Raw genomic sequence first — 21577 nt, forward strand, 5'->3', positions numbered from 1 at the left:
TTATCCGTGTTCCTATATACCTCCAAATACCAGCTCTAATAAGATCACAATATTATTGGCATAGTTAAATGTAATTAGCTGAATCGCTTTTTTACTCAGGATTTTTTGTTGAAATATAGATAAGTCATTTGTATTTTAAAGCAGTTAGTAACATGCTAATTAAACTTACTCTAATTCTTACTCTTTCGTTTTTCTTTTGTTCTCAAACATAGCTAAATCAGCTTCATTTATAAAATTGTGTATATCATGATGCCTCGCTTGATCATATTTGATTAAACCTTCTGAAAACAGAATTGGGTGCGGTAATTCATCTTTATCATAATTATTTTTAATATTTAACTTTAATCGTTCAATTGCATCTTTGGCTAGTTCTTCCGTGGTGTTTGATAGAAAAACAACAAACTCATCTCCGCCTATTCGTGCATAAAAATCTGAATCTCTGAAGGTTAGTTGCATCTGATTGGCAAAATATACGAGAACCTTATCACCAGCTGAATGCCCATAAGTATCGTTAATCACTTTAAAGTTGTTTAAATCAAAATACGCTATATAACTTTCAGTTTTTTGCCTAGCACTCATAGCTATGGCGTGTTTTGCTAATTCAATAAAGCCACGTCGATTGGTGATTTTGGTTAATTCGTCAGATGCTGCCATCTTTAAGGCATTTAGTTCATCTTCTACAATTGATGCTAAATCTTTAAGTGTAAGAATATCTTCATTGGAAAGTGTTCTAGGCTTTAAATCTAAAATACATAGCGTACCTAAATTATATCCATCTCTTGTTTTTAAAGGGTGCCCAGCATAAAACTTAATAAAAGGTTCACCAGCAACTAACGGGTTAGCAACAAAGCGTTCATCTTTCGATGCGTCTTCAATAATAAATGTTTCGTCATTTAAAATTGTATGACCACAAAATGAAATATCTCTTGGAGTTTCAGTCGCTTCAAGTCCAACTTTAGATTTGAACCATTGTCTGTTCTCATCAATTAAACTAATTGATGAAATAGGAACATTAAATAAGCGTTTTGCCATTCGAGTAATGCGATCAAAGTGCTCTTGTGCTGGAGTGTCTAATATACCTAGACACTTTAAAGCCATAAGCCTTTCTTTTTCATTATCAGGATTTTTAGGCGGTATCATACTCACTCTATACTTAAATTACTGATTTCATATCAGTATAGATGACTTGTTGAAAAAAGAGATGTGTACAAAAGTAAAAAATAGATATGGTTTGTAAAAGAGTGTAAAGACAAGTTATTAAGTGATTGAATTAACAACTTGTCTAACGATGTTTACCGTAAAAAATAGAGAGTTAAAGCTTATTAATTATCGCTTTAAGTTCATCGTTTAATGCCTGATTTGATAGCTTTCCTGTTTCACTATCAAAATTATCATAAAAACTTGGTACTGATAATGAGCCTATAATATTAGCAGCAAAATATGGACCTGAAGTTACCGCTGTATTTAAAACTGAACTCGCTCCGCCAGGGCCTGGTGTAGTGGCTAAAATTACCATCGCTTTATTTTGATAAACCTTTTGATTGATTCTAGATGTCCAATCAAATAAATTTTTATACGCGGCAGTATAAGTACCATTGTGCTCAGCATACGAAATAATAATCGCATCTGCTTCGCCAATCTTTTGATAAAAGTCTTTAGCTTGCTGCGGTTGACCTAACTCTTTTTCTCTATCTTCACTAAAAATAGGCATTTCATAATCATTAATATCAATAATATCTATTTCAGCATTTTCAGCTAAGTTTGCTGCATAAGTTACTAGCTTTTTGTTAATCGAGTTTTTATTACTGCTGGCGGCAAAAGCTAAAATTTTCATTTAAATCTCTCTTTATATTTAGGAACAAACTTGATTGTAATTAAAGTCATTGGTGTTTTGACTTTTTTGTATGGTTATTTTATGTAGGTATTTTATATAGTTTCCGATTAATGATTAATATGTTTTTTATGTAAACATTGTTTCCATATAACTGTTAATCGCAAGGTTACAAAGTTATGCTTAGATTATAGAGTGTAATAGAAATTTAATGAGAGATAAGCATGATTAAAGACCTAAAACTATTTGATGGCGTTGTACTATTTACACAAGTTGTTAATAGTGGAGGATTTACTGCAGCTTCAATTATTAATGGGCATTCAACATCATATATAAGTAAAGAAATTAACAAGTTAGAATCTCGTCTTGGAGTGAGATTACTGAGCCGTACAACGCGGAAGATAAGTTTAACACCAGAAGGGCAGGCTTATTTCCAACAATGTGAGCAAATGAACATTGATGCAGAACAGGCTTTAGGTATTATTAATCAAGCTAACATTGAGCCCAAAGGTGTACTTAAAATGAGTTGTCCTATTGGTTATGGGATGAGTCATTTACAATCAGCTTTAATTGACTACACGCGATTATATCCAGATGTAAAATTAGATTTGGATTTTAATGATCGGAAAGTGGATGTGATTCAAGAGGGATATGATCTGGCTATAAGAGCCACGCATCAGCTAGAAGACTCAACACTTGTTTGTAAAAAAATCGCCTCGTATAAATCACATATTGTCGCTTCTCATCAATATCTAACACTGAATGGAATACCTAAAAAACCAGAGGATTTAGTGGCTCATAAATGTTTGAGTTATAGTAATCTGAAAAGCCCAACAAAATGGAAGTTTGAATCTTTAGAAGGTGAAAAAGTGCAGGTGGAAGTACCTGCAACTATCCTTTGTAATAACGCTGAAATGGAATTAGCTATGGTGCTTCAACATAAGGGGATATGCCGTTTACCTGCTTTCTATATGGAAAAAGAGCTAAAAGAAAAACAAGTTGTTGTTTTATTTGAAGGCTACAAGCAAACACCTATCAATATTTATGCTTTATATCCCAGCAGGAAACATTTATCACCGAAAGTGAGGAAGTTCTTAGATTTATTAACGAGTGTTCATTAATTTATTTTCACATTTTCCTTATGGTTTTAATGACTATTACCTTGTGTGTCGTTATTTTATCCTCTAATATTTAATCTCTTAATAAGTCTTTAAAAATCTATCTTAAAAAGGAAAATTTATGATTAAATTATTTATGTTATGTGTGCTTGTTATAACAAGCTTTACTTCTTTAGCTGAACAGGGGGCTGATAAGCAGCCGAAAGATTCAGTTTTACTGACTGTTTTCTTAAAACACGATCAAACTAAAATCTTAGATGAAACACAGGAAATTCTAGCCAAGCAAGGCTTTTTTGACTCATTTCCACCTAAAGGTGTTTCTGTTGTTAGTTGGTATGTAATGATGGGGATTGGCCAAGTTGTTACTTTAGAAGTTCCTGCCCATCAAGTTCGTGAAGTTAACTTAGCGATAGAAAAAACGGCTTGGAAAGCATTTCATACAGAGTTTTACTCTACTTATAATTTATACCCAGTCTACAAAGAGAAATTAAAAAATAAAGCGAAAGTATCATACGAGTAAATTAGCACTCAATTGAGTAGGACAAAAGAACAAACTCTTATTTTGTTCTACTCCCTCTTAAATACCTAGCTCACACTAAAACCCCCATAATATTCATCTCCTTGTCTCTGCTCTAGGTTTTTTATCTATATCGGTTGAATGAATGTAATGCTACAGTTATTAGCGATATATACGTATATCAATTATTTCTTCTATTATGCATTTTTATATTTATTTCAAAATTTATAAATAAGCTGCATCCAAAAATCCATGTCGAACGTTTATATAAGAAAAAAGGTAAATTATGCAAAGTGATGAATTACTCTCTCTAATTAGTGCGACTGCTCAAGGCGATAAAAAAGCATTTGCACAACTCTATGAGGAGACGAGCAGCAAGTTATTTGCCATTAGCTTAAAAATGTTAACTAACCGAGCTCATGCGGAAGAAGTATTACAGGATGCTTTTGTCAAAATTTGGCATAACGCATCAGAATACAACTCATCAAAAGGTAGTGTTATTTCATGGATGATAAGCATTGTGAGATACCGATGTTTAGATGTGTTGCGTTACAACAAGGTGCGTAAAGAAGAAATTTTATCTAGCGATGAAAGTCTTAATACAATAAGTGAAGAGTTTATTGAAGTTGATTACGACTCAGACACTAAGCTTGTTAATTGCATTGAAGAATTAGAGGTGCAACAAAAGCAGGTGATCCATCTTGCCTACTATCGAGGTCTTAGCCATACAGAATTAGTGAATCAAACTAGTATTCCGTTAGGCACAATAAAAAGTTGGATAAGACGTGGACTACAACAGCTACAAAGGTGTTTATCATTATGAAATATAACGATCCCGAACTTGTCGACTTACTCGCTGCACAGTATGTTTTAGGTACGCTTAAAGGACTTACTCGTAAACGTTTTCAGCGATTAATGCTTACTTCTACTATGGCGCGTGAAGCAACTCATACATGGGAAGCTAATCTTAATAGTCTTTCAAGTGCTATTAAGCCTGTGAAGCCTGACGAAAAGGTATGGCAACAGATTTTGCAACGCCTTGAAACGAGAAAAACACCAAGCACAGTGATTAAAACTAAACCAGGATTTTGGCGCCAATGGTCGTTAATTGCAACGGCAGCAAGTTTAGTATTAGCCATAATATTACTGCAACCTGTATCACCTATTGTTGAAAGCACTCAGCAGTTTGCATTAGTAGAGAATGAAGCTAAGCAAGCATTATGGTTTATTGATGTGCGCGAACAAGGTTTGTCGGTTAGAGCAAGTAGTCAGTTAGATACGATAAGCGATAAAGATTATGAGCTATGGATGATTGTTAAAGACCAAGAAGCACCTATTTCTTTAGGGCTACTACCTAAAAACGGTACAATATTGTTGGCTAAAAATCAGCAATTTGTTGTTGATAACATTAATATATTAGCCGTAAGTTTAGAGCCTTTAGGCGGTTCGCCAAATGGTGCGCCAACAGAAGTATTGTACACAAGTAAACTTGTTACTTTATAAGTAAATATTTGGTTAGAGTATTCGTTGGTTTATTTATTCGTATATTTTTTTGCGGATAAATAAACTAACGCTCAACGTAATTTAGGCAAAAAGTAATAATCTACGCTCTTATTATCCTCACCTTTGTATCTTTAAAATTAGCTTTACCCATTCATTATAAAACCCTCCATATATACCATTGAGTATTCCCTTTAAGCTTTTCGTCCCTCTTAAAATAAATATTAAAAGTATGAGGTTAGTTATGAGGCTTCGTTATTTTTATATTAATGATTTTTTATTTTTAATTTATTCAATAGGTTAGTTGATGGTTTCAATATTAAATAATTAATTTTAATTATTTTGCATCCAATATAAAAACTCGCCCGTTATTACTATTGATACTAATTAAAAATAAAGGGAACAACCATGAAAGCTTTCACTCCTTCGCTTTTAGCGATAGTAATATGTAGTACCTTAGTAAGCGCACCAAGCAAAGCTTCAAGTCATAGAGAAGCGCCAAACATTAGTCGTTTTCCAACATTAGATTCTACAGATTTCTTTGCATTTAATAGTTATGAGGAAGGTCGTGGCGGATTCGTAACACTTATTGCTAACTATATTCCATTGCAAGATGCATACGGTGGACCTAATTATTTTGCTATGGACCCAGATGCAACTTATAGCATTCACATCGATAATGATGGTGATGCGATGGAAGATATCACTTTCCAATTTAACTTCACTAGTACGCTACCTAATAACAATCAAGGCGTACAGTTAACAGTTGGTCCAGAGGGTAATCAACGTACCGTTTCTGTACCTCTTAAAAATATTGGTGGTGTTTCTGCTGGAGACGATAGTGCAGCCAATTTCAGTGAAAGTTATACCATGGCTATGGTCACGGGTCCTCAAGCGACAGGTAGTAAAGCAACATTAACGAACTCTTCTTCAACATCAGACAGCTTTATGAAGCCACTTGATTACATTGGTAACAAAACGTTTACTTCAGAACAAAATTATCAAACGTATGCTGACCAATATGTTTACGACGTAGCATTACCAGGTTGTGAAGCTATGGCAAAAGTATTTGTTGGGCAACGTAAAGACCCATTTGTTGTAAACCTAGGTAAAACATTCGATTTAGTTAACTATGTACCTATTGAAGGTGATAGTGCTCCAGGTGCTGGAGATACTGGCGGTTTCCCAGGTGGTATTACGCAATCAATGGATAACGATGATTTAGTCGATAAAAACATTACTTCTATCGCTATTGAAGTACCTAAAAGTTGTTTAACAGGTGACGGTAACGGTGTTATTGGTTCTTGGACAACAGCAAGTTTACCACAGGCACGTATTTTGAACCCTGATGCTAGCTTTGCTAATAATGCCGCTAATGGCGGGGCACTTACGCAGGTATCTCGTTTAGGTAATCCGTTAGTGAATGAATTGGTTATTGGTATTAAAGATAAAGATGCATTTTCTACATCACATCCGCACGACGATGGTCAGTTTTTAGATTATGTTTCGCATCCTGCTTTACCAGAATTGTTAAATATTCTATTTAAAGATGCTGTAAATACCACTTTAGGTGCTGAAATTGAAACACTAGCGCCAACTAACTTTCCACGTACTGATTTAATTACAGCATTCTTAACTGGTTTTGCTGGTGTTAACCAACAAGCAACAGTTACACCGTCTGAAATGTTACGTTTAAATACAGGTATTGCTGCTACAGCTCAAGCTGACCAATCAACATTTGGTGTTGTTGGTAACGATTTAGCAGGTTTTCCAAACGGTCGTCGCCCAGGTGATGATGTAGTTGATATCGCATTGCGTGTTGTTATGGGACGTTTATGTCATCCAATTCCTGTTGGTGGCGTTGATACTGACTTAGGCTTATGTGTTCCTGAAGACGCAAGTGTTGGTACTGTTCCGTTTACAGATGGCGCGCCAATTCATGCAACTATGATGGATGCAAGCTTTCCGTATTTAGCTACTCCACTTGCTGGTTCTAAATAAGGAGCATCGCTATGCTTAACGTAAACTTAAAACAAAAGCTTAATTATTTAGGGTTATGTCTCGCGGTTACTGCATTAAGTGCGTGTAATAGCGATGATAAAAAGCCTGAAGTTAATAAAGCGCCAATAGCTGAAAACGCCACAGTAACAACACAAACTGAAGTTGCTATTACCGACATGCTTATGGCAACGGATCCTAATGGAGATAGCATTACATTTTCATTAGATTCAGAGCCTGCTTTAGGTAACGTAGTTATTACTGAATCAGGTAGTTATACCTACACACCTAATACAGGTGTTACTGGAGCCGATAGTTTTAGATTTATTGTTCAAGATCCTTCGAGCGAAACAGCTACAGCTACGGTAAGTATAACTATTGAAACATTAGATGTTGATTTTGTTCAGTTTACTAATGATGCATTTAATCAAAGTACGGATGCCGAACCACTTACCGTTAATGGTAGAGCTTACTTTAACGCTGGTGAAGAAGTTAACTTTGACGACTTGTTAGTTCAATAATTAGAAAATTTTATACATTGAATTTTTGACCTCATGCCAAGGATGGCTTTTTAGGACAACTGTAATGATAACCAAAACGATTCAAAACTCATTTCTATTCGCTAGTCTTTTATTTTCCCATTATTCTTTGGCAACGGCACACACACCTAAAGATAATGACATTATTACTGCTTCACATTCATTGCTTAAAGTAGAGTTATCTATTGATGAAATAGAGCAACTTGTTTTAAACAGTCAAAATGTTGGTCAAACTGAACGTTTACAAGGTGCACTTAAAGTTCGTTTAGCAAAATTATATCAACAAGCACCTACGCTAAAAATTGGCTATTTATATGCGAGAGTATTGCAAAAAGAGCATCAATTTGATGAAGCTATTGCTATCGCCGAAGAAACTTTAACGATTAAACCTGCCACAAAAAAACAACAAAGTAATACCCACATGTTACTGTCGAATATGTTGATGATAAAAGGTGAATTCACCCAAGCTAAACAACATTGTACTGCGCTTATTGGCAGCGTAAGTATTATGACTACATCGACTTGTGTATTAGATATACGTAGCCAAGAAGGGCAGTTAGAACAAAGTTATAATTCACTACTAAAAATAACTCGTAACAAAGAAATAAGTGAATACACATTGCAAGTATTAAGTGAGATGGCTTACCGACTTAAACGCTATGATGACGCTTTACTACACCTAGATAATATTCAACTTAATCAGTCACCTGTAAGTTTGATTGCACTATGGGCAGATATTCAATTAGGTTTAAATAATCATCAGCAAGTACTTAGTTCGTTAGGTGGTTTATTAAACAATGTTGATGATTTAGAAGATTCTTTATTAATAAGATTAGCAATAGCTGAAAAAGTCACTCAAAATACTACATGGCAAACCTTGATTAAAAAGCGAATAGCACTTCGCGAACTAAGACAAGATACTTTTCACGCCAGTGATCTCGCCAAATACTATTTAGAAGTAGAGCCTAATACAAGCAAAGCTATTTATTGGGCTACAATCAATTTAAAACAAGCAAAAATGAGCAGCGACAAGCAATTATTAGTTGAAGCTCAGTTAAAAGGTACGGAGTAGTAATGAATTTTAGTTCTTCCAACGTAAGGTCTTTAATAACCACAAGTTTATTTATGTGCTTATTATACTTTTTCAGTGTGCCATCTATTCAAGCCCATCAACTTAGCACCAGCTATCTCAACCTTGAATACAACAAAGACAATGCTCAATACACAGGAAACTGGCAGATACAAATTTCTGATTTAGAACAAATTGTTTCCTTTGATCTTGATGAAGATAAACAAGTCAGTTGGTATGAAATAAAGACTAAAGCGCCCACCATTAACGAACTTGTTGGTAACAGTATTCAATTAGAACAAGGCACTACTCCGTGTCCGTTAGTGAATATTGGTGATTACAAAGTTGATAATCATTACAACGAAGCTTACTTAGTTATTCCTGTTACTTTTACTTGTACATCAGATGCTGAGGTGAGGATCACCTATAGTGCTCTTTTTGATATTGACGATAATCATAAAGCTATTATTAACCTGAACAATGCGAGTCGAGTATTAAGTAAATCTAATCCATCTCAAATTCTTAATCTTGAAAAACCAGATTACTTGACCACCTTTACTCAGTATACCTATCAAGGTGTTTTACATATTTGGATGGGTATAGATCATGTTTTATTTTTAATAACTTTGTTGTTAACTTCTGTATTAGTTCGAAATCAAGACACTTGGGAAGCTAACCCAACAAAGCTAGCAATATTTAAGAAAACAGCTTGGATCATTACTGCATTTACGCTGGCACATTCAATTACGCTAACAGCAACTGCATTAAATATAATCTCGTTTAGCAGTCGTTGGGTTGAGCTGGGTATTGCATTTTCTGTGTTGTTAACTGCATTTAATAATGTGTGGCCACTTATACTACGATTAGGTTGGATCACCTTTGCTTTCGGTTTATTACATGGGATGGGTTTTGCCAGTGTGTTAAGCGAACTCGGTTTATCTGAAAACTTTCAACTATTGAGTATACTGGCATTTAATTTAGGTGTGGAGTTAGGTCAGCTTGCTATTTTAGCCGTAGCTTTACCTTTATTAATTTGGGCTCGAAACTTTAATTGGTATAAGAAGTGGGTAATGCCTTTAGGATCTCTCGCAATAGCAGCTGTTGCAGTGCAATGGTGTATTGAACGCTTTTAAAAGAAATAAAGAAACTACTGACTTAGCTAGCTATATTGCTCGCTAAGTCTTTGTTGCCAATTACCTTGGTGTGAAGCATCACAGTTTTCTTCACTATCAAAAATAATGTGTTGGGTCGGTTTTTTTATTGTAATGCCTAATTGTTTTAAACAATCTACTAGTGCGTTACTCATTCTGGTTAAATCGTCTTTATCTATAGCGTTGCTTAATTGAATATTGCTTTCAAATACACAAATAATGCGAATACTTTGTTGGATATTAGAAAAGTTAAGGGTGTGAGTTAACCATTCAAACCCGTCAACTTCTGGTTTAAATTGTTCACAACAATGTGTAAGAGCTTTTATGAGCTCTTTCTCAAATTTTTTATCTTGCTTATTCATCTTGTTCTTATTTAAGTGCTAATTTAATAATAGTAGTGCTTAAATAGACGAACATCAATTACTTGCGTGAATCAAATAATCTTAAAAGCAAAATGTAGAGCGCTTGGCTCTACATTTTATTGGTTGATACTTTTTGAGAACACTAACTTGGGGTTAAGTTAGTGTGTTTTAGGTGTTTCTTCGTACCAATCAGTCATATCGTCGTACATTTCACCTTTCATTAGATGATAAACAGATTTGTGATAAATTTTTATATCGTGAAAAGGGTCGGTAAGAATTTTAGTAAACCACACTAAACCTGACTGAACTCCCATTAATTTAAATAAGTGTACGGTACGAAATATCACGGCGCCAAAACCAACAATTAACCAAATTATAGCCATGTTGTTAATAAAGCTCATTATTTCTGTATGTTCCTGCATCATGCCAAAGAATGATGGTTCGAAAAACAAAATAACAGGTACTAATGCCCAAATTGAAAGAAGAATAACTTTACGTTGTAAGTTGTAACCGACTTTCACGCTTTCTTTATGCTCGTGTGTCGCTTGATTTACTTGGTCATAAGTTTTTGGTTCAAAAAAGAAGTGGCCTGTTTGGCGCAATGTCATCGCTAACAACCAGCCAACTAAAGCAGCGGCAGCAGGGTAGTAAAACACCAAAACATAACTCGCTAAAAAACAACAAGCACTTAATAAATGTAAGAACTGGTTGATTCGATTGTGATGGTAAAAACGGTGATCATCCCAACGTTGTTTTTGAAGTTCGTCATAAAATTTCATAAATATCCTATTTCAATGTTAGTGTTAAGTAAGTTTAAGTAATTGATAATCTTTTAATTCATGTGTTTAAAGCTTGAAGAGCTCTTTGTGGTTTTTAGCTCGCCTGATTGAACATTGTGTCCACTCATTAATGCTTGTCCCATGTTGACTCGTTGTCCATTTTCTATTCCTTCACAAAACTCGTAGTTAGCTGTTGCAAAGAGAATAATGGTTGAACCGTGTTGAAAGTATCCCATCTCATCACCTTTCTTAAACCGAGCATTACAGTGAATGTAATTAGGCCCTTTATATTTAATATTTAAAGGTTTAGGGAGAAAATTAAATTTCATACAAGCGACTAAAATTGCAGCCACAGGTACTAAGGTTATGCTGCTATCGGGATCATCAGTTTTTAGCTCGATAACTGCACGTTCATTTTTACAGAATAGATTTTCAACACGCTTTAGCGCCACCGGATTTACATTCCATGTATCGCCAGAAATGTAATTAACTTTTTGAACGGAGCAGTCTATAGGTGCATGAAAACGGTGATACATACTGGCTTTAAGCCTGAGGGTAATAAACTTACCGTTACGGTATTTGTTGTTTAAATGGAAGTCGGGGATTAAATCACTTAACTCATAAGGAAACCCTTTTGCCTGAAATACACGAGTCCCTTCAATATCACCGCAACTTCCAACAATGGCATCACACGGGCTAGTGACTAAGTTTTTGTCTGAATCTACAGGGCGTAAACCTTTTTTAAGTTCACGAGTGAAGCATTCTTGTAAACTTTTGAAGTTTTGCTTTTTAGCATCTTCAAGCCTTAGGTCTTCTGAAAACAACTGCCAAATTGCGATAGAGGCTTTGGTTAGTATTGGATTTTCTATAGCGCTATACCATCCCATAAACTGTGTTAGCCAGCGTCTTGGAATACGGTTGGTGATTAGAAAATTAAGCTGCTCTTGCTTAGTTAGCGCATGGGTAAGTTTTGTCATAAATTATGCGACCGTTTTTTCTGTTAAGTTTTCTATTTTTAAAGGGATGTTTTCATTTTCGCAGGAGGCGTATTCAACCTCAGCAGGAATGAAAGTCGTTTCAGAGGTGTTTGGAATACTATCGACATTACTTTGAATAACATAATGCTCCGGTATATCTAAACCCAAATCACACATAAACTGATGCATTATGGGTTGCGCCTGATACTCAGCGGCTCTTACTAAGGCATTGTTTTTCATTAGTTGACGTTGTGTTTTTTGGTCAAAGAACTGAACCACTTTACTTGCCATTTCATCAATAGTTTCAACTAAGTAACCATTGATTTCATGTTGAATAATATCTTTAGGCCCTTTGCAGTTATAAGCTAAGGTAGGCATGCCATGTGCAAAAGACTCTAAAATTACATTACCAAAGGTGTCGAACTTAGAAGGAAAAATAAATAAATCTAAAGTAAGGTATAAAGCAGCTAATTGCTCTTTGCTCTGCCAGCCCAAAAATACCGCTTCAGGTAACCGTTGTTTAAGCTCTTCTGTTGCTGGACCTGAGCCTGCAATAACCAAGCGTAAATCAGGAATACTTTGTTTAGCCTTGGCAATGATTTCAGGTAAATCGAATAAGCCTTTTTCTTTACTCACTCGACATGCAATAAATAAAATAGGAGTAGTGTCAGTCGCATCGGCAATAACGTCTGATTTTTTTATCTTTGTAACTGCTTCATCTCTTGGTTGTGTATGATGTGCAGTAAGAAAAACTTTACTTGGGTCTAATTGCATTTCGTGGTCAGTTAACCAAGATTTATGTTCAGTGTTTAATACAAATATTCCATCATAGCGATTATACAAAGCACGTAATAAACGACGAACACGGTCTCGCTCGTATTGCGTTAAATCGGTACCGTGTTTGATAAAGTCGATCCAGTCGGTGTGCATAAAAAAGTAACTGGGTACATTAAACATTTGCTGCAAAAATAACGAAACGACAGCCATAGGACCTTCTGTTGAACAAACTATGCGGTCATAACCTCCTTCATAAAATATACGAGCTATTTCCATCAAATCAGGTAAACGAATTTCTTGATCGTGATAATGGGGTACCGAAAAGCTTGATATAGGTCGAACAACAAACAAGTGAGGTTCTTGCGCTATATCGTTATGGCAAATTAAAAAGTCGATAGGCAAGTCGGCTTTTTGTACTTCTTTGAGTTTGCCCGATAGGGAATTTGATACGCCATTTTTATCGCGCAATGTATCGGTTAAATATAACGCCTTATTTTGATGGCGGTTTTTACCTAAGTGTTCTGCAAATTCATTTAGTAGGTTACGATTTTGATATAACACTCTTGTTGAAGCTAATGTTGCTCCAGCTAGGAAGGTGCTAATGAGCAGAGGAAATGAGAGATGATCGAGTAGCTTTTCTACCTTTACATTACTCATGTTGTCTTTTTTTACATTATTACCAAAGAATAAAGCGGTAAGTTGGCTAGGTACTTCAAACTTTCGAGTGATTTCTTCGGTAGATATATTACGGAGTTTAGTGTCTTTATTTTTACTCGTGTTAGTGCCAATCGTTTCTTCAATTTTATTTGCCATTAGCTTATTTAAATAGGTAAACAAGTGGCCAATAACTTCGTTAACTGTGCTAACAAACTCTTCAGGTGATTTGTTTTTACTGTCAGCTATTTGCTCTAAATATTCGAAACAGAAACGATAGTTTTTAGAGGTTTTCCATTTGATTAACTTGTTGGGTTTTTTACCTTGTAAAGCATCGTGAATAAATTGAAAAAACTTCATCGCTTTTTTATTTTTCTGCATTTCTAACAAAAAGTTACTAATAGTAAAACAACCAATTTTGTCCCATGCTGAGCCTCTATGAAGCATAATGCGCAGTAAACCTGGATCAGTGATTTTGGTGGCAACTTGTGAGAAATAATCAAGTAGGGCGATATTGAGTTTTTGGTTTTCGCCTATTTGTCCGAAGGGCGCTACATTACCTTCTCGTAAAGCTTCTAGAGCAAGTGCCGATGGTTTTTCTGTTTCTAAACGTTTAGCTAAATTAGGTATATAAAGGTTTGAACCACACTGGCCTGCAAAAATACCTGTATGATCATCAGAGCCACCTGTGAGTATTTTAGCTTTATTAGGATTTACGCCAAAATCAACCGGATTTAAATGGTGCTTTTTAGCATAAGCGACAATTTTTTCAGGTGTTAAGCTTTGCGCCCAATTCAAGGTTAAAACACTTTGCCAAAGATCACGCTGTCCATTTAATACTTCAAAGCGTTGAAACATTACGGCCAGTTTTTCAAATAAACTTAAATCGATTTTTTCATTTTTTGTATAAAAGTATAGTGGATGCGGCATGATCACGGGTAAGTTAGCTTGAGCTGTATAACGGAGAAAATCATAGATGTTTTGACGCTTCTCGTTTAATACATTCTCCTGTTCTTTCGTGAAACCGTAGGTTAATACATGAATGTATAATTCGTATTCAGGGAAGTAACAGGTAAACTCCGCAGCCACAAGAACATCAATACCTTGCTCGATAAGTTGCCAACATGATCGCGCGTTATTATGGTTGCTTACAGTAACTACATCCATATTGTTCTTTTTAAGTAGCGCGACTAGCTCTGTGGTTTTTAACCAAGTTTCAGGGAGTCTGAGTATACGGCCCCATAACTCGTCGGGTACATCGCTATTATGATCATGACAATGCAAATCGACTTTTAAGCAATCTTCGCTGTTGTATTTGTTTTTTTGTAATTGTAAAAATTCGTCATATTCATTTTTTAAAGATTCTCTAAAAGAGCTCTTGCTAACATGCTTTTTTAAAGGGGATATCGTATTTGTAGCATTAGATACTTGTAGCATATTAGGATACCTTTTTAATTGTGGTATTTTTGATTTCAGCTGTGTTGTCTACTTGCTCTTTTATTGGCTTAATATCAGCTGTTTTATGTGGTGAACCTTCGCTGGATTTTGTTTTACTCGTCGGTTTTAATGCTATTGACTTAATAGGTGCCGGTACTATTTGAGAAAGTACTGGGAACATACTTGCAAACATGTCGAATAAAAACTGACGCTTGATCTTTTTGTTAGTTAATTGCTCAGAAGTCACATGCGTTTGCCACCACCAGCCATCATTTTTCATCGCTAATGCTGCTTCAATAAAGCGATTGCAGACTTCTTCAAATTCATCTTCGGTAAAGTTGAAGCTCATGATCATTCGCCCTGAACCTAACCAACTCAACTCTAATCCTGCTGCTTTTAAATAGAATTGCAGCATCCAGTTATATCGACTGGGTTTGGTGTATAAAACTGATAATATGGTATGCATGTTGGTTATTTTTATGGGCAGATTATTAGCTTGTAACTTGTTGTTGAATTTTTCTACACGCTTATTCCAAACACCTTCGATATTTTGATAAATATTTTGAATTTCAGGTGTTTGAATACGATTTAAAAATTCATTCATTGCACCCATTACATAAGGGTGGGAGTTAAATGTTCCACGAGCAAATGAGACATCAGCCGGCGCATCTTTTCTAAAGCGTTTCATTAAATGAGCTTGTCCAGCTAATGCTCCAACAGGTAATCCTCCACCTAGTGTTTTACCGTAAGTGACTAAATCAGCTTGCACGTCGAAGTAACCTTGTGCGCCTCTATAGCCCAATCTAAAGCCTGTAAATACTTCATCAAAAATCAATACAATGTTGCGTCGATTACATATTTCTTGAATTTTTTTAAGCCAAATTGTGTAGTTAGCTTTATCGAAATTTGTGGCTCTGTCACTAGCGACTAAGGTTGAATCTGAGCCTGAATCTGAATTAGGGTGAAACGCTTGTAGAGGATTTATTAATACGCAAGCAATATCGTTTCTTGTTGCTAATATGTGAAGTGCGTTATCACTTAAATCGGCTAAGGTATAAACATCATTTACTTTGCGACGATTACCAACACCTGGCTGAACACCGTCCCACCAGCCATGGTAAGCACCACAAAACCTAACTAAATGTGATTTTTTAGTATGATATCTGGCCAGTCGAACTGCTTGCATAACCGCTTCTGTGCCAGACATGTGAAAAGACACTTCATCTAAACCTGAGACACTTTTAATTAACTCTACATTCTCAGCGATAATGGGATGATAAGCGCCTAATACCGGGCCTAAGTCTTTAACTTGTTCAAAACCTTTATCCATACAATCTTTATAAAAGTCGTAACCAAAAACATTAACACCATAAGATCCTGATAAGTCGAAGCGCCAGTTACCGTCTAAGTCTTTTATTTTGGTACCTAAGGTTTCATCAACAATAGAACCCAGCTTAAATGCCTTAGGTAGTAATTTCTGAAAGGGAAAGGGGATACGGTAATTACTTGTAAACTGTATATCTGAAATGCTTTTTTCAAGCTGATGAGAATAATCTATGGTTTTAGCACAGCTGTTATTAAGCTTGGTTGCTAAATTATGTAACGCTTCTTTGCGTTGTTGTCCTATGTTTTGAGGCGCACCATCACAGGTAAAGTAATGAGCTTCATTATAATAAAAGTAAGGGATTTTACTTGTTATTCGGCGCGACCATTTACTGTGACCACGCAACGAAGGGTGCTTTGCTTTTGATAATTGCAAACGTATTCGAATGCGATTCAATAAATAAATCACGGTAATAACACATAAAATATATAGTAAAAAATTCTCTTTCATTGTTAATCTCAACTATTCCTTTAGTCACGAGATTAACAAGCATATTTGAAGGATTTATTTCAGATATATGTCGTTTGTGTAACAGTATTGTTTTAGAAAAAAGACACGAGTGTGCTAAATAATTAGAATTGCGATTAAGGTAGTTTCAGGTTTATTTTGTCTTTGTGCGAAGGGAATATGGTCTAAGTAGACTATTGTATGCAATTTTATTGGTAAACGGTGCAAAATAAAAATTAGTGTCTAATATTAAGAAAAAGGCGATAAGCGTTTTCATTTATTCAACATGGAAGCAAATATTATTAGCAATATATTTAGGCATCACACATTAATAAATGACTCAGTGCATCAATTATTTGATGTGGTTGATGCTGTTTCTGTACAAGGCTACGATGAAGAACGTCGCGTAATTTATTGGAATGCCGGCAGCGAATTACTGTACGGTTATACCAAAGTTGAAGCTTTAGGTAAGAGAATAGAAGAACTTATTATTCCCCCCTCCCTCAGAAACGTTGTCATATCAGCACATCACGACTGGATCCATAAAGGTATTGAAATTCCAGCGTCTGAAATTACCTTACGCCATAAAAGTGGTGATGAAGTTGGTGTATTTTCAAGCCATGTGATGTTTGTTAATGAACATAATACTAAGCAGATGTACTGCATTGATGTTAATTTAACTGATGTTAGGCAAGCACAGGCGCATGCAGCATTTAAAGAACATATGCTTAAAGCTGTACTTGAATCAACACCAGATCTGTTTTTTCTTATGGAAGAAGATGGCACTATTATCGACTTTCATGCCAGTAATCAAAAGGAACTCTATGTCACTCCTGAAGAATTTATTGGTAAGTCTATGGTGGATATTTTACCCGATGGAATTGGAAATAGACTTAAAGTTTATATTGAGAAAGCATTAAAAGAACAAGGTGTTTCTAGCTTTGAATATGAGCTTAAGTTGCCTCATGGTTTACTTTTTTATGAAGCAAGAGTTAGCCACTTACCCCAGTATAATCAGATTGTTGTTATTGTTAGAGATATTACAGAGCAGCATAAAACTGATGAAATAATCCGTCATCATGCTTATTTCGATACTTTAACCTTATTACCTAATCGCTTTTTAGCTTTAGATCGTTTATCTCAAATGATTAATGAAGCTCAAAGAAATCATGAAAAAACAGCCATACTCTTTTTAGATTTAGACGATTTTAAAAAAGTTAATGACTCTCTTGGTCATGAAATAGGCGACAAGCTTCTGATAGAATCTGCTAATCGATTGAGTCAAAGTATACGTAAGGAAGATACCGTTGGTCGACTTGGCGGTGATGAGTTTATTGTTTTATTACGCGGTTTAACTGATGAGAATAACGCACTCGATTTTGTAGAGCATCTGCTGGAGGTATTTAGAAAGCCTTTTAATATTGATGGAAGAGAACTTATGATCACCTTAAGTATAGGGATTGCCATATATCCTGAAAATGGTGAAAATGCTTCCAACTTGCTACGTAATGCTGACACTGCAATGTATCAAGCTAAAGCTTTAGGGCGTAATGCTTATTCGTTTTTTACTCAAGAAATGAATGTGACTATGATCCGGCGTTTTGAAATTGAAGAGCAAATGCGTTGCGCATTGGAACGTGATGAATTTGAAGTATATTATCAACCTAAATTTGATGTTAAAACTGGATGCATAGTAAGTGCTGAAGCATTAATTCGTTGGCATAACCCCGTTTTAGGTAATATAACCCCTGATGAATTTATTCCCCTTGCTGAACACACAGGATTAATTATTCCTATCGGTCAGTATGTTATTAAGCAGGCGTTATCATTTTTAAAAGAGTGGCAAATGACTGAGCAGGAAAACTATACCATAGCTGTTAATTTGTCACCGCGTCAGTTCAGAGATAAAAGCTTATTCAGTTTCGTTCAGCAATCACTTATTGAGGCCAATATTAAACCTCAACATTTTGAGTTTGAGATCACCGAAGGAGTATTAATGATAGGTAAGTCTTATATTGACGAAGTCTTATCTAAAATACATGAGTTGGGTATTAAACTGTCGATGGATGACTTTGGTACAGGTTATTCATCACTAAGTTATTTACGACAATACTCATTTGATATATTAAAAATAGACCGAAGCTTTATCGATGGTATCACCATAAATAAATCTGACTGTGATCTTGTTAAAGCAACTATTGCTATGGCTCATAGTTTAAATTTAACTGTGGTGGCAGAAGGTGTTGAACTACAAAATCAATTGATATTATTGAATAAACTAGGCTGTGATTGCACGCAAGGTTTTTACTTTAGTAAACCTATACCGAGCAAAGAATTTTTAAAGTTTACGGCTAACTATAATAAGAAAACTTGTCAATAAGCTCATGAGTGAATCTTGATACATCAATACTTATTCAATCATAACCCATCATCCATTTAATTTTCTGTATTCGATTAACTTCTTATATTCACTAATAAAGTCACCCTCCAAAAATTTAGCGCAAATTTTACGCCTAGTGTTCAAAATTATCGTTACAATTATATTTATATCAAAACCGAATGAACTTTCAGTAAGTGGCTATTAACATGTTAAGTAATGTATTAAATAAAAAACGCTATAGTTACGTTTTTTCTGTATTTACAGTGTTTTTGTTTTCAATATTAGCCTATTTACTTTCTCTTATCATTTTGCCAAAAACAGGCATATTAATTATTTTGCAACTAGCTGTTGTGGTTGTGTCTATTTCATCTAATCGAATAGCCACTACATTGGCAGGCGTTGTGTGTGCTTTAGTATTTAACTATTTTTTTACTCATCCACTTTATTCACTTCATATGACCAATGCTGAAGATATTATTAATACGATAATCTTTATTGTTGTAGCAATGTTAACCAGTGAATTTTCCATAAGATATCGGAAAAAAAGTGAGGCTCTTGAGCAAGCAGAAATACGTTCAAATATTTTGTTATCTGTATCCCACGACTTAAGAACACCGTTAGCTAATATCATAGGTTCATTAAGTACATTTAAAGAATATAAAGAAAAAATAAATAATAAGGAAAAAGATTTACTTATTAATAGTGCGATTGATGAAAGCCATCGTTTACACAACTATGTCGAAAATATTCTTCAATTAACCCGCATTAAAAACAACACATTTAATTGCTACTTTGTTGCTCAATCTATTTGGCCAGTTATTAAAAAAGTGGAAGCGCGTTTTATAAGTTCTCGTTTAATTACGACTAAAGCTGACGATTTACCTCAAGTATTAATACAAGAGTCACTTTTGGAGCAGGCTATTTACAATATTGTAGATAATGGTTTGAAATATTCACCTAAACACTCTCAAGTAATGCTTACCGTAAATTGTGATAGCCAATTTATGTCGATCGTTATTTCAGATAATGGGCCCGGGATTGCTAAAGATAAACTGCCTATAATTTTTGATCTTTTTTATTCAACTCGAATTGGTGATACAGGAGAGGGGGGGGCAGGTATTGGTTTAACTGTAGCTAAAGGTATTGTTGAAGCACACAACGGAACTATAACCGCTAAAGCGAGCGACACAGGTTGTACTATTCACATTAAGCTACCGTTAGGAGATGAACATGCAACGGCCTAAAATTTTGGTTATTGATGATGAATCTAAAATTAGGGATTTTATTTCTATTTCTTTGTCAGCAGAAGGTTTCGAATTTATAGGTGCAAATAACGCTAAGCTAGGTTTACAGCAGTTTGCTTCAGAAAAACCAAATCTTATTGTTTTAGATTTAGGTTTACCAGATATAGATGGTCGTGAAGTACTAAAGAAAGTAAGAGAAGTCAGTCATATTCCTGTTTTAGTTTTAACTGCTCGTGATCAAGATAGTGAAAAAGTTAGGTTATTGGGTGCTGGAGCGAACGATTATTTAAGTAAGCCATTTAGTATTAAAGAGTTGATTGCGCGTATTAAAGTTTTACTGCGCGATATTAAATATGAGCCAATAGCGGAAGAATTATATTTTAGTGATTTAACTATTCGAACTAGCGAACCTTGTGTGTTTATTCATGAACATCAGGTTCATTTAACTAAAAAAGAGCATCAATTATTAGTTAGGTTGGCTAGTACGCCTGATGCTTTAGTTAACCAAAAACGTTTATTAGCTGATATTTGGGGTCCTAGTCATGAGCAAGATACTCATTATTTGCGCGTCCTTGTAACCCAATTAAGAAAAAAGCTTAATGATAATGCTGATGATCCACTTTACATAAATACTGAGCCAGGTGTTGGTTATCGGTTTATTGCAAGCCCTCTTAAGAATCATACTGATGACTAATTATCGTTTATCTTGTGTGAGTATTGTCTTGTTCACTCTAAAATATTACTGGAATAAAAATTATGGCGCATTTTACTATTATCGGATTAGGTAGTTTTGGTCTTTCAGCTTGTTTAGAGTTAATACATTTAGGTCATACGGTAACTGGGATCGATAGTGATCCTAAGGTTGCTGAAATGTATGTTGAATACTTAAATCAGGTGGTTATTTGTGATTGTACAGATGAAAATGCTTTACGCGAACTCGATTTAAAAAGTAGTGATACCGTGTTAGTTGCTATAGGCGAAGATATGCAATCAAGCATTTTGTGTACGCTGTGTTTAAAAAATATTGGTGTTGAAAATATTTGGGTAAAGGCAAATACAAAAGCTCATCACACAATCATTTCAAAATTAGGTGTTTCACGTATCATACACCCAGAAGAAGAAATGGGGATTAGAGTCGCTCAAGCCCTTAATTATCCTACTGTGAATGATTATATTACTTTAGGGGATGGTTATTATGTAGTAGAAATTCACATTAAAGAGCATTTACACAATCATGCTATCTCCAGTTTATTAGGAGGTACTCCAAGTTCGACAGAGCCTTTAATGGTGAAACGTAACAAAGAGAATATTACCCATTTAAATAGTAAATTTTTACTTCAAAGTAATGACACTTTACTTTTGTGCGGTAAACGCGCGGCACTTAAAAAAATATCACCTAGATTGTTGTAAAGC

The 21577-nt window shown here is 35.0% G+C and carries 19 protein-coding genes; 12 read left to right on the forward strand and 7 right to left on the reverse strand.

Annotated features, from left to right (window positions below; genetic code table 11):
• Positions 1–177 precede the first annotated feature (177 nt).
• Together Q5N69_RS00465 and Q5N69_RS00470 are read right to left on the reverse strand one after the other, a co-directional pair.
• Positions 178–1098 (reverse strand): sensor domain-containing diguanylate cyclase, encoded by a 921-nt coding sequence (locus Q5N69_RS00465; RefSeq protein WP_304366587.1) that lies wholly within the window; start codon positions 1096–1098, stop codon positions 178–180.
• Positions 1099–1312: 214 nt separating this feature from the next.
• Entirely contained in the window at positions 1313–1834 is a 522-nt protein-coding gene (locus Q5N69_RS00470; RefSeq protein WP_304366589.1) for an NADPH-dependent FMN reductase, read from the reverse strand.
• 221 nt (positions 1835–2055) lie between these two features.
• Here Q5N69_RS00470 and Q5N69_RS00475 point away from each other — a divergent pair, with 221 nt between their 5' ends.
• The 8 genes from Q5N69_RS00475 (at position 2056) to Q5N69_RS00510 (ending at position 9705) form a co-directional block, all read left to right on the forward strand.
• Positions 2056–2952 (forward strand): LysR family transcriptional regulator, encoded by an 897-nt coding sequence (locus tag Q5N69_RS00475; RefSeq protein WP_304366590.1) that lies wholly within the window; start codon positions 2056–2058, stop codon positions 2950–2952.
• Positions 2953–3070: 118 nt separating this feature from the next.
• Positions 3071–3469, forward strand: a complete 399-nt coding sequence (locus tag Q5N69_RS00480) for a hypothetical protein (RefSeq protein ID WP_304366591.1) — start codon at positions 3071–3073, stop codon at positions 3467–3469.
• Positions 3470–3752: 283 nt separating this feature from the next.
• Entirely contained in the window at positions 3753–4289 is a 537-nt protein-coding gene (locus Q5N69_RS00485; protein ID WP_304366593.1) for a sigma-70 family RNA polymerase sigma factor, read from the forward strand.
• Positions 4286–4969: an anti-sigma factor gene (locus tag Q5N69_RS00490; RefSeq protein WP_304366595.1), complete on the forward strand. Its 684-nt coding sequence runs from the start codon at positions 4286–4288 to the stop codon at positions 4967–4969. Before Q5N69_RS00485 ends, Q5N69_RS00490 begins: the two co-directional genes overlap by 4 nt.
• A gap of 405 nt (positions 4970–5374) precedes the next feature.
• The gene (locus Q5N69_RS00495) at positions 5375–6967 is read left to right on the forward strand and encodes a DUF4331 domain-containing protein (RefSeq protein WP_304366597.1); all 1593 of its coding nucleotides are present in this window, start codon (positions 5375–5377) and stop codon (positions 6965–6967) included.
• An 11-nt stretch (positions 6968–6978) separates the two neighbouring features.
• On the forward strand, positions 6979–7485 hold the full coding sequence (locus Q5N69_RS00500; RefSeq protein WP_304366599.1) for an Ig-like domain-containing protein: 507 nt from the start codon (positions 6979–6981) through the stop codon (positions 7483–7485).
• Positions 7486–7549: 64 nt separating this feature from the next.
• The gene (locus tag Q5N69_RS00505; RefSeq protein WP_304366600.1) at positions 7550–8575 is read left to right on the forward strand and encodes a lipopolysaccharide assembly protein LapB; all 1026 of its coding nucleotides are present in this window, start codon (positions 7550–7552) and stop codon (positions 8573–8575) included.
• 53 nt (positions 8576–8628) lie between these two features.
• Entirely contained in the window at positions 8629–9705 is a 1077-nt protein-coding gene (locus Q5N69_RS00510; protein WP_304366602.1) for a HupE/UreJ family protein, read from the forward strand.
• A gap of 26 nt (positions 9706–9731) precedes the next feature.
• On the opposite strand, the gene Q5N69_RS00515 is transcribed toward Q5N69_RS00510, so the two are convergent.
• From Q5N69_RS00515 to Q5N69_RS00535, 5 genes are all read right to left on the reverse strand, one after another.
• Positions 9732–10085, reverse strand: coding sequence for a Fis family transcriptional regulator (locus Q5N69_RS00515; RefSeq protein WP_304366604.1), 354 nt, complete (start codon positions 10083–10085; stop codon positions 9732–9734).
• 158 nt (positions 10086–10243) lie between these two features.
• Entirely contained in the window at positions 10244–10864 is a 621-nt protein-coding gene (locus tag Q5N69_RS00520; protein WP_304366606.1) for a hypothetical protein, read from the reverse strand.
• A gap of 53 nt (positions 10865–10917) precedes the next feature.
• Positions 10918–11841, reverse strand: coding sequence for an archaetidylserine decarboxylase (gene asd, locus Q5N69_RS00525; protein WP_304366608.1), 924 nt, complete (start codon positions 11839–11841; stop codon positions 10918–10920).
• 3 nt (positions 11842–11844) lie between these two features.
• A complete protein-coding gene (locus Q5N69_RS00530; RefSeq protein WP_304366610.1) occupies positions 11845–14709 on the reverse strand; it encodes a glycosyltransferase in 2865 nt (954 codons plus the stop codon).
• Position 14710: 1 nt separating this feature from the next.
• Positions 14711–16543 (reverse strand): aminotransferase class III-fold pyridoxal phosphate-dependent enzyme, encoded by a 1833-nt coding sequence (locus Q5N69_RS00535; protein WP_304366612.1) that lies wholly within the window; start codon positions 16541–16543, stop codon positions 14711–14713.
• Between the two features lie 283 nt (positions 16544–16826).
• Here Q5N69_RS00535 and Q5N69_RS00540 point away from each other — a divergent pair, with 283 nt between their 5' ends.
• The 4 genes from Q5N69_RS00540 to Q5N69_RS00555 all read left to right on the forward strand — a co-directional run bounded on the left by Q5N69_RS00540 (position 16827) and on the right by Q5N69_RS00555 (position 21574).
• Positions 16827–18920 carry a bifunctional diguanylate cyclase/phosphodiesterase gene (locus Q5N69_RS00540; RefSeq protein WP_304366613.1) on the forward strand — a complete coding sequence of 698 codons (2094 nt, stop codon included), beginning with the start codon at positions 16827–16829 and terminating at the stop codon, positions 18918–18920.
• A gap of 206 nt (positions 18921–19126) precedes the next feature.
• Positions 19127–20164, forward strand: a complete 1038-nt coding sequence (locus Q5N69_RS00545; protein WP_304366615.1) for an ATP-binding protein — start codon at positions 19127–19129, stop codon at positions 20162–20164.
• On the forward strand, positions 20151–20858 hold the full coding sequence (locus Q5N69_RS00550; protein ID WP_304366616.1) for a response regulator transcription factor: 708 nt from the start codon (positions 20151–20153) through the stop codon (positions 20856–20858). The genes Q5N69_RS00545 and Q5N69_RS00550 overlap by 14 nt, the downstream gene beginning before the upstream one ends.
• Positions 20859–20920: 62 nt before the next feature.
• On the forward strand, positions 20921–21574 hold the full coding sequence (locus Q5N69_RS00555) for a TrkA family potassium uptake protein (RefSeq protein WP_304366618.1): 654 nt from the start codon (positions 20921–20923) through the stop codon (positions 21572–21574).
• The last annotated feature ends 3 nt before the right edge of the window (positions 21575–21577 follow it).

It is taken from the genome of Pseudocolwellia sp. AS88, assembly GCF_030551755.1.
Classification (GTDB): Bacteria; Pseudomonadota; Gammaproteobacteria; order Enterobacterales; family Alteromonadaceae; genus Pseudocolwellia.

Excerpts from the sequence above, each read along its gene's own strand:
- Q5N69_RS00490 (WP_304366595.1), top strand. The coding sequence starts at position 4,286 with ATGAAATATAACGATCCCGAACTTGTCGACTTACTCGCTGCACAGTAT.
- Q5N69_RS00465 (WP_304366587.1), bottom strand. The coding sequence starts at position 1,098 with ATGGCTTTAAAGTGTCTAGGTATATTAGACACTCCAGCACAAGAGCAC.
- asd (WP_304366608.1), bottom strand. The coding sequence starts at position 11,841 with ATGACAAAACTTACCCATGCGCTAACTAAGCAAGAGCAGCTTAATTTT.
- Q5N69_RS00510 (WP_304366602.1), top strand. The coding sequence starts at position 8,629 with ATGTGCTTATTATACTTTTTCAGTGTGCCATCTATTCAAGCCCATCAA.
- Q5N69_RS00555 (WP_304366618.1), top strand. The coding sequence starts at position 20,921 with ATGGCGCATTTTACTATTATCGGATTAGGTAGTTTTGGTCTTTCAGCT.
- Q5N69_RS00545 (WP_304366615.1), top strand. The coding sequence starts at position 19,127 with ATGTTAAGTAATGTATTAAATAAAAAACGCTATAGTTACGTTTTTTCT.
- Q5N69_RS00480 (WP_304366591.1), top strand. The coding sequence starts at position 3,071 with ATGATTAAATTATTTATGTTATGTGTGCTTGTTATAACAAGCTTTACT.
- Q5N69_RS00475 (WP_304366590.1), top strand. The coding sequence starts at position 2,056 with ATGATTAAAGACCTAAAACTATTTGATGGCGTTGTACTATTTACACAA.
- Q5N69_RS00515 (WP_304366604.1), bottom strand. The coding sequence starts at position 10,085 with ATGAATAAGCAAGATAAAAAATTTGAGAAAGAGCTCATAAAAGCTCTT.
- Q5N69_RS00485 (WP_304366593.1), top strand. The coding sequence starts at position 3,753 with ATGCAAAGTGATGAATTACTCTCTCTAATTAGTGCGACTGCTCAAGGC.
- Q5N69_RS00530 (WP_304366610.1), bottom strand. The coding sequence starts at position 14,709 with ATGCTACAAGTATCTAATGCTACAAATACGATATCCCCTTTAAAAAAG.
- Q5N69_RS00500 (WP_304366599.1), top strand. The coding sequence starts at position 6,979 with ATGCTTAACGTAAACTTAAAACAAAAGCTTAATTATTTAGGGTTATGT.
- Q5N69_RS00535 (WP_304366612.1), bottom strand. The coding sequence starts at position 16,543 with ATGAAAGAGAATTTTTTACTATATATTTTATGTGTTATTACCGTGATT.
- Q5N69_RS00495 (WP_304366597.1), top strand. The coding sequence starts at position 5,375 with ATGAAAGCTTTCACTCCTTCGCTTTTAGCGATAGTAATATGTAGTACC.
- Q5N69_RS00470 (WP_304366589.1), bottom strand. The coding sequence starts at position 1,834 with ATGAAAATTTTAGCTTTTGCCGCCAGCAGTAATAAAAACTCGATTAAC.
- Q5N69_RS00505 (WP_304366600.1), top strand. The coding sequence starts at position 7,550 with ATGATAACCAAAACGATTCAAAACTCATTTCTATTCGCTAGTCTTTTA.
- Q5N69_RS00540 (WP_304366613.1), top strand. The coding sequence starts at position 16,827 with ATGGAAGCAAATATTATTAGCAATATATTTAGGCATCACACATTAATA.
- Q5N69_RS00520 (WP_304366606.1), bottom strand. The coding sequence starts at position 10,864 with ATGAAATTTTATGACGAACTTCAAAAACAACGTTGGGATGATCACCGT.
- Q5N69_RS00550 (WP_304366616.1), top strand. The coding sequence starts at position 20,151 with ATGCAACGGCCTAAAATTTTGGTTATTGATGATGAATCTAAAATTAGG.